Annotated in this window: 15 protein-coding genes; 5 read left to right on the forward strand and 10 right to left on the reverse strand. The window is 71.2% G+C overall.

Annotation, left to right across the window (positions count from 1 at the left end; translation table 11 throughout):
* The first annotated feature begins 64 nt into the window (after nt 1-64).
* A complete protein-coding gene (locus E4P42_RS20525) occupies nt 65-1,018 on the forward strand; it encodes a DMT family transporter (protein ID WP_256371167.1) in 954 nt (317 codons plus the stop codon).
* On the opposite strand, the gene abc-f is transcribed toward E4P42_RS20525, so the two are convergent.
* From abc-f to E4P42_RS20540, 3 genes are all read right to left on the reverse strand, one after another.
* Entirely contained in the window at nt 1,005-2,651 is a 1,647-nt protein-coding gene (gene abc-f / locus E4P42_RS20530; RefSeq protein WP_135127915.1) for a ribosomal protection-like ABC-F family protein, read from the reverse strand. The two genes, E4P42_RS20525 and abc-f, sit on opposite strands and share 14 nt — an antisense overlap.
* A gap of 118 nt (nt 2,652-2,769) precedes the next feature.
* On the reverse strand, nt 2,770-3,792 hold the full coding sequence (locus E4P42_RS20535) for a glycoside hydrolase family 6 protein (RefSeq protein WP_371287057.1): 1,023 nt from the start codon (nt 3,790-3,792) through the stop codon (nt 2,770-2,772).
* A 34-nt stretch (nt 3,793-3,826) separates the two neighbouring features.
* On the reverse strand, nt 3,827-4,531 hold the full coding sequence (locus tag E4P42_RS20540; protein WP_135127917.1) for a dienelactone hydrolase family protein: 705 nt from the start codon (nt 4,529-4,531) through the stop codon (nt 3,827-3,829).
* Between the two features lie 72 nt (nt 4,532-4,603).
* Here E4P42_RS20540 and E4P42_RS20545 point away from each other — a divergent pair, with 72 nt between their 5' ends.
* Together E4P42_RS20545 and E4P42_RS20550 are read left to right on the forward strand one after the other, a co-directional pair.
* A complete protein-coding gene (locus E4P42_RS20545; RefSeq protein ID WP_135127918.1) occupies nt 4,604-5,419 on the forward strand; it encodes a lysophospholipid acyltransferase family protein in 816 nt (271 codons plus the stop codon).
* Between the two features lie 96 nt (nt 5,420-5,515).
* Nucleotides 5,516-6,190 carry a cutinase family protein gene (locus E4P42_RS20550; protein ID WP_135127919.1) on the forward strand — a complete coding sequence of 225 codons (675 nt, stop codon included), beginning with the start codon at nt 5,516-5,518 and terminating at the stop codon, nt 6,188-6,190.
* Here E4P42_RS20550 and E4P42_RS20555 read toward each other — a convergent pair.
* Genes E4P42_RS20555 through E4P42_RS20585 form a run of 7 tightly spaced genes read right to left on the reverse strand, consistent with a single transcriptional unit; the run spans nt 6,187 to nt 12,073 of the window.
* Entirely contained in the window at nt 6,187-6,612 is a 426-nt protein-coding gene (locus E4P42_RS20555; RefSeq protein WP_245234141.1) for a heme-binding protein, read from the reverse strand. The two genes, E4P42_RS20550 and E4P42_RS20555, sit on opposite strands and share 4 nt — an antisense overlap.
* Nucleotides 6,613-6,626: 14 nt before the next feature.
* Complete coding sequence (locus E4P42_RS20560; RefSeq protein ID WP_245234142.1) at nt 6,627-6,992, reverse strand: glycerol dehydratase reactivase beta/small subunit family protein; 366 nt, start codon at nt 6,990-6,992, stop codon at nt 6,627-6,629.
* Complete coding sequence (locus tag E4P42_RS20565; protein ID WP_135127920.1) at nt 6,982-8,847, reverse strand: diol dehydratase reactivase subunit alpha; 1,866 nt, start codon at nt 8,845-8,847, stop codon at nt 6,982-6,984. Before E4P42_RS20565 ends, E4P42_RS20560 begins: the two co-directional genes overlap by 11 nt.
* 10 nt (nt 8,848-8,857) lie before the next feature.
* Nucleotides 8,858-9,451: a propanediol/glycerol family dehydratase medium subunit gene (locus E4P42_RS20570; protein WP_135127921.1), complete on the reverse strand. Its 594-nt coding sequence runs from the start codon at nt 9,449-9,451 to the stop codon at nt 8,858-8,860.
* Nucleotides 9,452-9,453: 2 nt separating this feature from the next.
* Entirely contained in the window at nt 9,454-11,172 is a 1,719-nt protein-coding gene (locus tag E4P42_RS20575) for a propanediol/glycerol family dehydratase large subunit (RefSeq protein WP_245234143.1), read from the reverse strand.
* A gap of 8 nt (nt 11,173-11,180) precedes the next feature.
* The gene (locus E4P42_RS20580; protein ID WP_167759560.1) at nt 11,181-11,618 is read right to left on the reverse strand and encodes a diol dehydratase small subunit; all 438 of its coding nucleotides are present in this window, start codon (nt 11,616-11,618) and stop codon (nt 11,181-11,183) included.
* Nucleotides 11,619-11,671: 53 nt separating this feature from the next.
* Nucleotides 11,672-12,073 carry a heme-binding protein gene (locus E4P42_RS20585; RefSeq protein ID WP_135127923.1) on the reverse strand — a complete coding sequence of 134 codons (402 nt, stop codon included), beginning with the start codon at nt 12,071-12,073 and terminating at the stop codon, nt 11,672-11,674.
* A gap of 243 nt (nt 12,074-12,316) precedes the next feature.
* Between E4P42_RS20585 and E4P42_RS20590 the strand changes: the two genes are divergently transcribed.
* Together E4P42_RS20590 and E4P42_RS20595 are read left to right on the forward strand one after the other, a co-directional pair.
* Nucleotides 12,317-13,594 carry a GAF domain-containing protein gene (locus E4P42_RS20590; protein ID WP_135127924.1) on the forward strand — a complete coding sequence of 426 codons (1,278 nt, stop codon included), beginning with the start codon at nt 12,317-12,319 and terminating at the stop codon, nt 13,592-13,594.
* Nucleotides 13,595-13,691: 97 nt separating this feature from the next.
* Nucleotides 13,692-13,971 (forward strand): aldehyde dehydrogenase family protein (locus E4P42_RS20595; RefSeq protein WP_135127925.1); only part of this gene is annotated, 280 nt, incomplete at its 3' end.

Genomic DNA, 13,971 nt, shown 5'->3' on the forward strand with positions numbered 1-13,971 from the left:
GCGGGCGAGAAGAAAGCCAGTCGCACCGAACTGGCGGGCCCGATGCTGGCTAACATCGGGCGACGTGACCCAACGCCTCAGCACCGTGCGGACCGGCGCGTCGCGCACCCCGCGTGCCGGTCTGTGGTGGGGACTGCTCGGCGTTCTCGCGTTCTCGTTCACGGTTCCGATGACCCGGGTCGTCGTCGCCGACGGCGCCATGTCACCGCTGTTCGTCGGTGCCGGTCGCGCGGTCGTGGCGGCCGGGCTCGCCGGTCTGGCGCTCCTGATCACCCGGCAGCGGTTGCCGCGGGGCAGGCAGTGGTACCGGCTGGCCGTCGTCGCCGCCGGCGTGGTCATCGGATTCCCGGTCCTCACCTCGTACGCGCTGACCACCGCATCCGCCAGTCACGGCGCCGTCGTCATCGCGCTGCTGCCTGCGGCCACCGCGGTCGTCGCCGTTCTCCGCTCCCACGAGCGGCCACCCGTGGCCTTCTGGGTTGCCGCGGCGCTGGGATCGATTGCGGCCGTGACATTTGCGGTGATGCAGGGCGGCGGGTTCGGCAGTGTGCACGGGTCGGACCTGCTGCTCCTCGCGGCCGTCGTCGCCGCGGCGGTCGGGTACGCCGAAGGAGGGCTGCTCGCCCGCGAGCTCGGCGCCTGGCAGACGGTGTCCTGGGCGCTCGTCGTGGCCGCACCGCTGATGGTCGCTCTCACCGGCCTCGCGTGGGCACAGCAGCCACCGCAGGGCACCGGCGCCCAGTGGGCCGCCTTCGCCTACCTCGCCGCGGTCAGCATGTACCTCGGCTTCTTCGCCTGGTACCGCGGGCTGGCGATCGGGCCGATGGCACAGGTGAGCCAGATCCAGCTCTCGCAACCGGTGATGACGATCTGCTGGGCCGCGGTACTGCTGGGTGAGCACATCACCTGGGACACCGTGCTCGGCGGGGCCGCGGTGATCGCGTTCGCGTTGCTCGCGGTCCGCAGCCGCACAGCGGCGCCGCCGGATCGGCCGCCGCGCCGACCTACAGTTCGGTGACCCGGCCGTCGGCCACCCGCCACGAGCGGTTCAGCCGGACATTCTGCAGCATCCGGCGGTCATGCGTAACCAGCAGCAGCGCACCGTCGTAGGAGTCGAGCGCCTGCTCGAGCTGTTCGATGGCCGGCAGGTCGAGATGGTTGGTCGGCTCGTCGAGCACCAACACGTTGGTCCCCCGGGCCTGCAGCAGAGCCAGGCCGGCGCGGGTGCGCTCACCGGGCGACAGCTCGTCGACCGCGCGCTCCACATGGTCGGCACCGAGGCCGAACTTCGCCAACAGCGTCCGCACCTCGGCGGTGGTCCATGACGGCACCCGTTGCTCGAATCGGTCGACGAGACGGTCGGCGCCGCCGAATTCGGCACGCGCCTGGTCGATCTCGCCGATCGCGACACTCGAGCCGAGGCTCGCACGGCCCTCGTCGGGCGGCCGCCGTCCCAGCAGTAGCCGCAGCAGCGTGGATTTTCCGGCCCCGTTGGGGCCGGTGATCCCGATCCGGTCACCGGCGTCGACCTGTAGCGACACCGGACCGAGGCGGAAACCGCCCTGGCGGGCAACGACATTGTCGAGCGTCGCGACCACCGAGCTGGACCGAGGCGCGGTGCCGATGCGGAATTGCAGGGTCCACTCCTTGCGCGGCTCCTCGACCTCTTCGAGGCGGGCGATGCGGCTCTCCATCTGCCGCACCTTCTGCGCCTGCTTCTCGCTGGACTCGGTCTGCGCCCGGCGGCGGTTCTTGTCGTTGTCGGGCGCCTTGCGCATCGCGTTGCGCACACCCTGGCTCGACCATTCCCGTTGCGTTCGGGCGCGGGCCACCAGATCCGCCTTCTTCTCGGCGAACTCCTCGTACTGCGCGCGCCGGTGCCGCCGATTCACCTCGCGTTCCTCGAGGTAGCTGTCGTAGCCGCCGCCGAAGACGGTGAAGGTGTGCTGGGCGAGGTCGAGTTCCAGTACCCGGGTCACGCTGCGGGACAGGAACTCCCGGTCGTGGCTGACCAGCACCACGCCGCCGCGGAGGTCGCGCACGAAGCGCTCCAGCCGGTCCAGCCCGTCGAGATCCAGATCGTTGGTGGGCTCGTCGAGCAGGACGACGTCGAACCGCGACAGCAGCAGCGCCGCGAGCCCGACCCGCGCCGCCTGCCCACCCGACAGCGCGGTCATCATCGTCGACTCCGGCGCCACCACATCGGTGTCGAGGCCGAGGTCGGCCAGCACCGCGGGGAGGCGTTCCTCGAGGTCGGCGGCGCCGGTGGCCAGCCAGTGCTCCAGGGCTGCCGCGTAGGCATCGGCAGCCTGGTCCGAGTCGGCCAGCGCCGCGGCGGCCACTTCCATCGCCTGCGTCGCGGCGGCACATCCGGTGCGGCGCGCGAGGTAGGCGGCCACCGTCTCCCCCGGCACCCGCTCGTGCTCCTGGGGCAGCCACCCGATGAATGCGTCCGGCGGCGCCACGCTGACCGCCCCCTCGAGCGGGGCGAGGTCCCCGGCCAGGATCCGCAGTAAGGTGCTCTTCCCGGCGCCGTTGACCCCCACGACGCCGACCACATCACCCGGCGCCACCGTCAGGTCGACGTTCTCGAACAGGGTGCGGTGGGCGAATCCGCCCGCCACGTTCTTCGCGACGAGCGTGGCGGACATGGGCCTATCGTCGCACCCCCGCTATCCGCGGGCCGGCATCGGGCGGGAGCATGAGCTCGGCGAAGATGTTGCGTGCGCCCGTAGGGCTGTCCCCACCCCGGTGCCCGGTGTTCCGGCGCTACCAGCCCGCGTTGCGCGCCAGATCGATCGCGTACTGGTTGACGAAGGTGCCCGCGCCGGGCGCCCCGCGGCACGACCCGTCGGATTCCCCGGGACGCTTGACCCACAGAAACGCGTCGACCTGCGGGTGTCCGGTGGCCGTAGTGGGTGCGACGCCCAGCGCGCGGCCACTCGGATTGCACCAGTAGAGCGGATCGCCCTCGACCGGTCCGGCTCCGTTGCGTGAGGTGTCGATGACGAAGGGTTTGCCGCCCGTCATCCCGGAGACGGCCTGGCCGTAACCGATCGACTCCTCGGTGGTGAAGAAGTTGGCCGTGTTGAGGCTGAACCCGCGCGCCTTCTCGATGCCCACCTGGTTGAGCCGGCCCGCGATCACATCGGCGGCCACCCAGCGCGGATGGCCGGCGTCGACGTACACCGCCGTGCCGGGGTTGCGGGTGAGCGTGTCGACGGCGTAGCGGATGAGCTCGAACCGTTCCTGCTGCTGGCCCGGCGACAGGCAGTCGGCCATGGCCAGCGCGTCGGGTTCGAGGATGACGGCGGCCGGTCCCCCGCCGATGGCGCCGGCGACGCCGTCGATCCAGCCGCGGTACGCCCCGGCCGAGCCGAACCCGCCCGCGGCGAAGCTGCCGCAGTCGCGGTTCGGGATCCCGTACAGCGCCAGGATCGGCATGGTGCCCGCGGCCTGCGCGTCGGCGATGTACTTCGCGTCGACGGCGGGCGTCGACAGGTGGTCCATCCAGTACGCGGTCGGGGTGTTGACCACCGCGTTGAGCAACGGGTCTGGGTCGCCCTGGGCGGCGCGCTTACCCTTCGACGCCGGGTTGACGTAGAACGGGCGGCCGACCAGCGGGTTCGCATCGCTCGCCAGCTGTACCGCGGGGGCCGGGCCCACCTGATCGGGGACGGCGGCGACACCGAGGCCGGCGACGGCGGCCGCCGCCAGGACGGGCGCGGACCATCGAGCGAGAGCGCGTGCAGTGAAGGACGTCACCTCACGGAACTTAGTGGCGCTTGCCAAGGGGCGGCAAACCGGCGGCCCGGCCCCTTCTCGATCAGCGCAGGTGCTCGTCGAAGAACGTGAGGATCCGGCGCCAGGCGTCCTCGGCCTGTGGCGATGAATGGTGTACTCCCGCAATCCGCTCCACGACGCGCACTGGCGAAGGCATCCCCCACTGGTTCATGAAGCTGTGCCCCACCCCGGGGTACTCCTTGATGTCGCGGGCCACCCCGCTCGGCGCCAGGCTCTTCTCGAGCTTGGCCGCCGCACCCGGGAGCAGGAGGTCGCGCGCGCCGTAGCTGGCGACGATCGGGCACGAGCGGACCGGGACACCGGTGGCCGGCGGGAACGGACCGTAGTTGGGTGCGGCCGCGTCGAACACCCCTCGGCCGGCCAGCAGTAGGCAGAACCCGCCGCCCATGCAGAACCCGGCCGAGCCGACCTTGCCGGTCGTGCGCGCGTCGGCCCGCAGGGCCCCGGCCGCGGCGAGGATGTCGTCGACCGCCGCACCCGACCCGGTGGCCAGCGACCGGAACACGCCGACCATGCACGCCGGTTTCACCCCGCGGCCGAACAATGCCGGCGCGAAGGCGAGGTAGCCGTTGGCGGCGAACCTGTCGGTGATGCGCCGGATGTCATCGTTGAGGCCGAACACCTCATGCAGTACGACCACCGCCGGCCACGGTCCGGCTCCGGCGGGTACGGCGAGGTAACCGGGCACGCTGCCGTCCGGCGTGGGCAGGCCTGCATCACGGGGCATGGCCACCTTTACCCGTTCGCGCGCCGGGGCGAACCGGCGTTTAGAAATCGATGGCGGGGTGCACGTAGCGATATGACCGACGCCGCCGTGCCCGCCCCACCCTCGCCGGAGACGCTCGCCCGCGTGCTGCGACTGCTCGAACCGGCCCGCAGGCTGGTCAACCCGAAGGTCCACGGCATCGAGAACCTGCCCGACCGCGGCGTCCTGCTGGTCGGTAACCACACGCTGATCGGGCTGCTCGACGCGCCGCTGCTGTGCGCGGAACTGTGGGAGCGCGGGATCGGCGTCCGGGTGCTCGGCAACCACGCCCACTTCAAGCTGCCCCGGTGGCGGAACCTGCTGCTGTCCGCCGGCGTCGTCCCCGGCACCCCGGACACCGCGGACGTCCTGATGGAACGCGGCGAGACCCTGCTCGTCTTCCCCGGCGGCGGCCGCGAGGTGGCCAAGCGCAAAGGCGAGAAGTACCGGCTGATCTGGGAGAACCGAATGGGGTTCGCGCGGCTGGCCGTCCGACACGGCTACCCGGTCGTCCCCTTCGCCACCGTCGGCGCCGAGGACGCGCTCGACGTGCTCATCGACACCGACCATCCGGTCCTGGCACCGGCGCAGCGGCTCTTCGAGCGCATCTCGGGCAGCCCGGACCTGTTCCCGATCGTCCGGGGCATCGGTCCCACCCCGATTCCCCGCCCGGAGCGGCAGTACTACTGGTTCGGTGAAGCGATCGACACCGCGTCGATCGCGACCACCGACGACCGCGCCGTGGGACAGCTGCGCGATCAGACGAAGGCGGCGATCGAGCGGGGCATCGCGTTCCTGCTCGAGGAGCAGCGGACCGATCCCCACCGGTCGGTGCTCCGACGCCTGTTCGGTCCCGAGCGGCGCCGCTGAAGCCGGAATGCGCCGCCCACTGGTCGTGTTACTGGAGTGACGTCTGAGGATTACGGGTACACCGATCCCGCAACAGACCCACACCCAGGAGAGGCCGTGTCCGGCGACAGCGTGACCCGACGCGCGCACGCGCTGATCCTCGCTTCGGTGATGTCCGTCCTCGCGGGCCTGGGCGTGGTGGCGGGGCCGCCGGCGGCCGCCGCCGCGACGTGCCCGGACATCGAGGTGATCTTCGCCCGCGGCACCGACGAACCGCCCGGCATCGGTGCGGTGGGCACGGCGCTGGTCGACACCCTGCGCCCGATGGTCGACGGTATGTCGGTCGGCACCTACGCCGTGCGTTACCCCGCGTCATGGGACTTCCTGCAGATCGGCGCGGGCGCCACCGACGCGAGCCGGCGGGTGCAGTCCACGGCGGTCCGGTGCCCGGACACCCGTATCGTCCTCGGCGGGTACTCGCAGGGCGCTGCGGTGATGGACATCGTCACGACCTCGCCGGTCGCGGGGCTCGGGTATGCCGCACCGATGCCCGCCGCCGCGGTCCCGCACATCGCCGCGGTCACCGTGTTCGGCAACCCGTCGGCGCGGGTCGGTCAGCCCCTCACCCGCCTGAGCCCGGTGTTCGGACCGCGCACGGCGGATCTGTGCAACACCAACGACCCGATCTGCTCACCGGGCCGCGACTTCGACGCGCACGTGACCTACCCTCAGTCCGGACTGGTCACGCTGGCCGCCCGGTGGGTCACCGCTCTTGTGCAGCAACGGGATTAGCGAGGGACGTCGGCCAGCGCCGCGGCGCCCGCACGGGCGCACGCCTCGTCGTCGTCCGCGCTGGCGCCGCTGACGCCGACCCCGCCGACGATCTCTGCCCCGGCCACGAGCGGCACACCGCCGGCGAAGATGACGAACCGGCCGCCGGCGTTGGCGTGCAGGCCGAACAGTTCACCGCCCGGCGCGGCCAGGTGACCGAGCTCGGAGGTGGCCAGGCGGTTGGCGACCGCGGTGAACGCCTTGTCGACCGCCAGCACCGGCCCGGCGATCTCGGCGCCGTCCATCCGGCCGAACGCGACGAGGTTCCCGCCCGCATCGACCACCGCCGCCGAGACGAGCACCGACCGCCGCGCCGCTTCGGCGTGCACGGCGGCCACCACCCGATTCGCAGTCCCCAGATCGACGTTCGTCACGCGCAGCACGACGACAACATACGTCAGCCGCCGTCGGCGATCCGCTTGAGCGGCAGTCCGACCACGATCCGCGCTGCGTTGTGGCCCAGCGCCCTGGCGACATCGGGGTCGGCACCGTCCGACATCAGGCCGGGCACCGGCGCGGGCAGCTTGTCCTGGTGCGCGCAGACGCCACCGCGCGTGTCCACTCCCACGCCCACCCCCAGTGGTGCGCGGCCCGCGGCGTCGCGGGCGAGCTCCGGGGCGGCCCGGCCGTCGGTCACCCGCTGCACGGTGTACGGGACGCCCTCCTCCTCGATCCCGGCCAGCACCGCGTGCTCGACCGGCCCGTCGGCGGCGCTCAGCACGACGATCGCCGGCTTGGCCGGCTGTCCGCCCTCACGCGCCAACGCCGGCGTCCATCGGGGTCGACCGCGCCGCGTGGGCGGCGACGAGGCCGGAGGCGACGGCGTTGCGAGGTCCCTCGGTGCCCCGCACATTGCCGGTGCCACACACGATTCCGTAGGGGGCCAGCGCGTCGGCGATGAGTTCGGGGATCTCGAAGTCCAGTGCGCAGCCGCCGAGCAGCACCACGAACCCGATCCGGCGCAGGTCCCCGTCGGGCGCCACACAGCGCAGCGCCCGCAGCGCGTTGACGATGAAGACCCGCTCCTTGGCGGTTCGGCGCACGGCCCGCACCCGGTCGATCGAGTGTCGGGTGGGCACCGGGGTCATCCCGCCCTCGCCCAGGGTCACGACGCGGCCGAACGCCGTTGTCGGCAGTGGGGCCTCGAAGAACTGCGCGGTGCCGTTCTCCAGGCGGACGTGGAAGAAGCTCTCCGCCTTGCCCAGTGGGGAACGCTTCACCTCCTCGGCCACCTCGAGGTTGTCGATGCCGAGTTCCGCGTCGATGAGCTTGGTGACCAGATCACCGGCCCCGGCCAGGTGCACGGTCGCGACGTCGTCGGCGGCGGTGATGAGCGCCGCGTCGGTCGAGCCGCCACCCAGGTCCAGCACGACCAGCGGTTTGTCGGTGCCCGGCGTGGTGAGCGCGCCGAGCACGGCCATCTCGGCCTCCACGCCGCCGACCACCACGTCGACACCCGCCGCACCCGCATCACGTAACCGGGCCGCCACGGCGTCGGCCACGGCCTGCATCCCACTCTGGGCAGTGCGCACCATCGCGGCGAGCGCGACCGCGTTCTCCAGCGCGACCTCACCGGCCATCCCGCCCCGGACCTCCTGCGGCACCACGGTGTCGACGGCCAGCAGATCACCGATGCGCACATCGGTCAGGGGGTGGTCGCACAGGTCGGCCATGGATTGGCGGACATGGGAGATCATGCCGCCGGTGTTGGTGCCGGACTCGCCGAGCACGTCGACCAGCGGGCCGACCCGCTGCACCTCGGCCATGATCCCGGCCGCGCCGTCGGAGACGTCGACCACAGCGCGCCTGCGCTCCCCGATCAGGTCCAGCGCGCCGGCCGGGATGATGCGGTCACCGACGTCACCGGACGGGGTGCGCACCACCACCGCCGAACGGTTGCCCGTGAGCGCCCGGGCCACGGGCGCCACCAGCCGGGTCTCGTCGGCGTCGAGACCGAAGATCGTCGCCAGCCCATAGGCATTCGACAGGGTGCGGATCGACTGCCCCGGCCCGGCCACCTCCACCGCGGTCAGCATCCCCAACGGCACCGCATCGATCCGGGAGACCTCGTCGATCACCGGGATGCGCGTGTCGAGCCGGTTGACCACCAGCACCGCGTCGTCGTTGGCCAGGATCGCCGCGCGGACCTCGACCCCGCGCGCGCAGGCCGCGTTGACGGTACGGGCGGCCACCTCGAAGTCGACGCTCGACGGGACCACGACCACCACCTCGGTGCCCGGCGCGATGCCGGACAGCGCCGAGAACTCCACGGCCACACCGATGCCCAGGCCGCGGCCGCCCGGTGTGCGAGGGTCGTGGCCGATCATCGTCGACTCGGTGATGATCGTCTCGGTGATGGTCTCCATCGCCAGGCCGCTGACCACCGGCGTCGCCTCGTTGAGCAGGACGATGTCCAACTCGGTGAGCGCGATGCGGGCCTCGGCGAGGGACCGGCTGACCGCGGCGGCGACGCCGTCGACGTTCTTGACGGTGCCCTTCACCCCGGTGGTCGGCGTGAGCGCGCTGCCCAGGAACGTCACCGCACCGTCCGCACCGACCCGCGCGACGCTGGCCTCGGTGGTCGAGTTCCCGATGTCGACGCCGACGACGATCACCACACGACCTCCGTCAGCCCGTCAGCACCTCGGAGAACTGCGGCGCCACCTCGACCGGCTTCGCCTGTTTGACGATCTGCTCGGTCTCCTTGAGGTGCAGCAGCGCCGCCTTCGCCTGCCAGCGCGGCCGGGCCATCTGGTCGTTGAGCGTCGGAACCGGCTGCGGCGACTCGCCTTTGGCGTACTGGGCCGCGTTCGACCCGATGGTGCGGTAGGTCTCCAGCGTCATCAACGGGCACTGCGGGAACAGCTCAAGGCTGGACAACCGCGGCAGATCCCGCTGATGGATCATCGTGGTGCCCCGCGACAGCAGGCCGATGCCGATGCCCGACCCGGACAGCCGGGCCGCGGTGTGGGCGACCACGGCCAGGTCCGAACTGTGCCGGACGCGGATGCAGCGGGCGGTGACCTCCTGCTCCTCGATGCCGGCCAGGATCTGCCGGATCACCTCCGCATGCGGCAGGTCGATGATGGTCTTGCTGAAGAAGTCGGCGAACGCCGGCGAGACGGCGACCACGACCTCATCGGAGCGCGAGCCGCGCTCGGCGGGGCCGATTTCGGTGAAGGACAGGGTGCGCGCACCCTGCGTGTCCGCGACTGTCGACATGGTCAGTCCACCTCCACTTCCGGATTGGCCGCGCTGGTCACGTGCCGCAGCCGCTTCATTTCCTCCCACCGCGCGCCGGACGGCCGATACCCGGTGCCGGGGCCGGCGTAGTCGTTGCGGTCGTTGATCGCCGACAGCGGCTGCAGGTCGCGGGTGAGGATCGCCGAGGTCTGCAGCATGTCACCCGAGACACGCTGGCGCAGAACGGCCAGCACGTTGTTCGCCATATCGGAGAACCCGGTCGACTCCAGCGCCTTGACCACGTCGAGGCCGGTCACGTTGCGGTCCATCACCTGCTGGGCGGCCTTGAGGTCCTCGAGCACGTCCCGCGGGATCAGGTCGTTGCTGCCGTGGGCGTACACCGCGGCGTCGATCTCGTCGTCGCTGATCGGTGCCAGATCCAGGTAGCCGAACACCGCCTGCAAGGCCTTGGCCGCACGGTGGCGAACCGCGAGGATCTCGGACTCCTTGACGTGGCGCAGGCCGCCGTCGACCTGGAAGTCCCGCTGCAGGGTGTTGAAGTCGTCGAAATCCTCGGCGTCGACGTTGGATCCGGCGAACATGTTGTCGTAGTTCGGCGTTGCGGAGTACCCGGAGCACACGAAGTCGGTGCCCGGCATCAGTTGCGGCATGAGCCGCGCGGTGCGCCGCATCGGGGAATGCGAGAACGACTGGTCGTTGCCCGACGCGCATTCGAGATCGACCGCCGAGGCGATGAGGTTCTCGGCGGCGACCGCGCGAATGCCGCCCGGCACCGCACCGGGAACACCGATGCACGAGATCGAGCCGTTCTGCAGGCCCTGCACGCCGGCGCCCTTGGCCACCAGGATGCAGCGGATCTCCAGGTACAGCATGGAGCGGCCCTCGGCGTTGCCCATCTGCACCTCGGACCCGGTGCCCGAGGTGAAGCGCATCTTGATGCCCCGCGACGCGTACGCCGCGGCGAGGAACGCCTTGGACCACGGGGTGTCGTCACCGTCGACGAACACGGCCTCGGTGCCGTACACCGAGATGGTCTCGGCGTAGCCGGTGATCCCGCGCATGCCGAGGTCCAGTTCGGTGGCCTCCTCCAGCGCGCACTGGGTCAGCGGGCCGCCCTCACCGGCCTGGCTGCCGATCAGCAGCGCCATCGCGACCAGCGGTGCGTAGCGCACCAACCCGAGCGTGGTCTCGACCTCGGCGAACCCGCGGATCGCGGCTTCGGCGGCCTCGCAGACCACCTGCAGCGGATTGTCCCGCGCGCTGGTGCAGTGCGCCTGGTTCGCCGGGGTGCGGCGGGCCCGCATCTTCTGCATGCCCATCATGATCTCGACGATGTTCATGGTCTTGACGACCTCGAGCAGCTTGGCCGGCGTCAGGCCGCCGGTCACCGCGATCACCTCGTCACGAGAGACGCTGGCGTCGATCATCATTCGCGCGATCTGGTCGGCGGGGATCGCCATCGACCGCTCGGTGGTGGCCACGTCGATCGCCTTGTCGGCGATGAACTGGTCGATGAAGTCGAAGTCGGCGCGCTCGCGGCCGTCCATCTCCACGATCACCCCGTCGACCACCCGCACGCTCGGCTTAGGGTCGAAGTCGCTGTCCATCGCGACCATGCCGGCCTCCGGCCATTCCTCGACGAAACCGTCGAGGTTGACCGGGCGCTCCTCGAGCGCCTTGGTGCGCAGGGACTGCCGGGCACCGGTGCCGCCGGACGTCAGCGGCGCTGGGTTCGTCACAACCTCTCCTATTCGCTCGTGGCCAGGATCTGGCGGCGTTCGTAGACGTCGGCGGCTTCACGGACCAGCTCGGCCAGATGCGTCGCGCCGTACTCGGACTCCAGCTCGGTGGCGATCGCCGCGAGCTCGTCCTTGGTCGACGCGTTCGGCCGCAACGCGTTGTAGATCTCGAGCACCCGCTGATCGCTGATCGCGGTCATCTCCGCCGCGCGCCGCAGGTTCGCGCCGAGCTGGGTGCGGCCGGACTTCTCCGCGATCTGAGCCTGCAGCCGCAACGTGTCCGGCGTGATGCGCAGGTCGTTGACCCGCACTTCCCCCGCCATGACCGCGTCGATCGTGATGTCGGATATCGACTTGCCGGTCGGGGTGAACAGCAGGTCGGTGCGGTGCGCACTCAGCGGGTAGTCCGCGGCTGGATCCAGGATCGGTTCAGTCACGCCCGCCATTGTGCGTTGGGTCACGTTGCAGCCGCGTTGCATCGCAGGTCAACGCCAGCCCGTCAGGTGAACGCCGCCACCCCCGCCTCGGCGACCGTGACGTCCTGCTCGACGCTGCCCGCGCTGACCCCGATGGCGCCGACCACCTCACCGCCCGACTCGAGCAGCAGACCGCCACCGAACAGCACCATGCCGCCCGACAGCTGCTCGAGCCCGTAGAGTTCGGCGCCCGGCTGCGAGACGTCCATCAGCGCGCTGGTCGGCAGGTTCATCATGATCGAGGTCCGCGCCTTGCGGATCGAGATGTCGATGCTCGCCTTGATCGCCCCGTCCATCCGCGAGAACGCGATCAGGTGTCCGCCGTCGTCGACGACCGCGATGTTCATCGGCTGGCCGATCTCCTCGGCCTTGGCGACGGCGGCCTCGACGATGGTGGTGGCGGTGGCCAGCGGCAGTCTGCTCACGGGTGATTCCTCTCAGAGTGGTTGATGCGCAATGGGTTTGCCGACCGCGATCGGGCCGGAGTGCGGCGTGGACGCCGACGGTGATGCGTAGCGAGGGGATCATAGGTACACACACGCCGGCCTGTCAGCAGATGCGTCCGCGTTCTGTTGTCTTCGTCATCTCGTCACCGCGCGTTCGCGACGGCTATCGTGGTGGCACGCGTGCGCCGGGTTCACAGGCGGGCGCCAGGAGCGTGCACTTCGATGGTGATGGCAGAGACCCGGTCGGCCGGCGACCCGGCCCGCGCGCTGCGCGCTGCCCACGAACTGTTCGTCGCCGGCCGGGTCGACGCCTCCGAACTGCAACCGCTGCGCCCGCTGGTCGCGGCCAGCTGGCAGCGCAGCCTCGCCCGCGGCGTCGACCCGTACCGCGACGGCGCCCGGTCGTCGCAGGCCGCGCTCAGCGCGGTCGAACTGCGCCGCACCCACCCCCTGGCCGCGGCGCTGCCGGTGATCCGGCGGCTGCTGGTCGACGACGCCGTCGACAGCGGGGTCGTGGTCGCGGTGACCGCCGCCGACGGCACCCTGCTCTGGGTCGAGGGCGACCCCGACGCCTGCCGCAAGGCCGAGGCGATGAATTTCGTGCCCGGCGCGGACTGGAGCGAACGCGCCGCAGGCACCAACGCGCCCGGCACCGCGCTCGCGCTGGACCGGGAACTGCAGATCGACGGCCCCGAGCACTTCTTCCGGGTGGCCCAGCCCTGGTCGTGCACCGCCGTGCCGGTGCACGACCCCGCCACCGGGGCGGTCCTCGGCGCCATCGACCTCACCGGCGAATCGCAGGTCGCCTCGCCGCAGACCCTCGCCCTGGTCCGGGCCACCGCCGTCGCCGTCGAAACCCACCTGGCGCTGCTGGCCCTGCGCCCGGCGCCGGCCGACCCGTCCGCCCCACCGCGGCTCACCGTGCTGGGCGCCGAACGCCCCCGCTGGCAAGTCACCGACGAGCACGGCCAGGTGCGGACCACCACGCTGACCGGCAGGCACGCCGAGATCCTGGCCCTGCTCATCCGTCACCCGCAGGGCGTCACCACCGACCACCTCGCGCTGCTGCTCGACGAGAAAGAACTCGACGTGGTGACGATCCGCGCCGAGATGTCCCGGCTGCGCCGCGTGATCGGTCCCGACTACATCGGCTCCCGCCCGTACCGGCTGCTGCGGCCGGTCGCCACCGATTTCGGGCAGGTGCTCGACGCGCTCGCCGCGGGCGACGTGGCGTCCGCGGTCGCGCAGTACACCGGGCCGGTGCTGCCGCAGTCGCTGTCCCCGTCGATCGCGCGGCTGCGCACCGAACTCGCCGCGAGCCTGCGCAGCGCCGTCCTCGCCGCAGGCGATCTCCGCCTGTTGCGCCGCTGGCTCGACATGCCCGACGGCCGCGATGACCGCGACGGCTGGCGGCTGCTCTACCAGGCCGCCGAGCCCGGATCGGTGGCCCGCGCCGAAGCCGGTGGGCGGCTGGCCGGAATCGACCTCGAACTGGGCTGACGCGTGACCGCACTCGCGTGCAACTGTGATGCAACCCTGTTCGGCCTAGCGTGCATGACGACCGACACACCGTTGTCTGAGTGCAGGAGCTATTGCCATGACCGTTTACGCACGTCCGGGTTCCGCCGAGGCGTTGATGAGCTTCGAGTCCCGTTATGCCAATTTCATCGGTGGTGAGTGGGTGGCGCCGATTGGTGGGCAGTATTTCGAGAATGTGACGCCGGTGACGGGGCAGGTGTTCTGCGAGATTCCCCGCTCCACGGAGGCCGATATCGAGGCGGCGTTGGACGCCGCGCACGCGGCGGCACCGGCGTGGGGGAAGACCTCGGCCGCCGAGCGGGCGTTGATCCTCAACCGGATCGCCGACCGTATCGAGG

Source organism: Mycobacterium sp. PS03-16 (assembly GCF_004570325.1).
Lineage (GTDB): Bacteria > Actinomycetota > Actinomycetes > Mycobacteriales > Mycobacteriaceae > Mycobacterium.

Coding starts and splice junctions, on each gene's coding strand:
- abc-f (WP_135127915.1), bottom strand. CDS start 2,651: ATGTCCGCCACGCTCGTCGCGAAGAACGTGGCGGGCGGATTCGCCCAC.
- E4P42_RS20540 (WP_135127917.1), bottom strand. CDS start 4,531: ATGCCCCGTGATGCAGGCCTGCCCACGCCGGACGGCAGCGTGCCCGGT.
- E4P42_RS20545 (WP_135127918.1), top strand. CDS start 4,604: ATGACCGACGCCGCCGTGCCCGCCCCACCCTCGCCGGAGACGCTCGCC.
- E4P42_RS20570 (WP_135127921.1), bottom strand. CDS start 9,451: ATGTCGACAGTCGCGGACACGCAGGGTGCGCGCACCCTGTCCTTCACC.
- E4P42_RS20580 (WP_167759560.1), bottom strand. CDS start 11,618: ATGGCGGGCGTGACTGAACCGATCCTGGATCCAGCCGCGGACTACCCG.
- E4P42_RS20590 (WP_135127924.1), top strand. CDS start 12,317: ATGGTGATGGCAGAGACCCGGTCGGCCGGCGACCCGGCCCGCGCGCTG.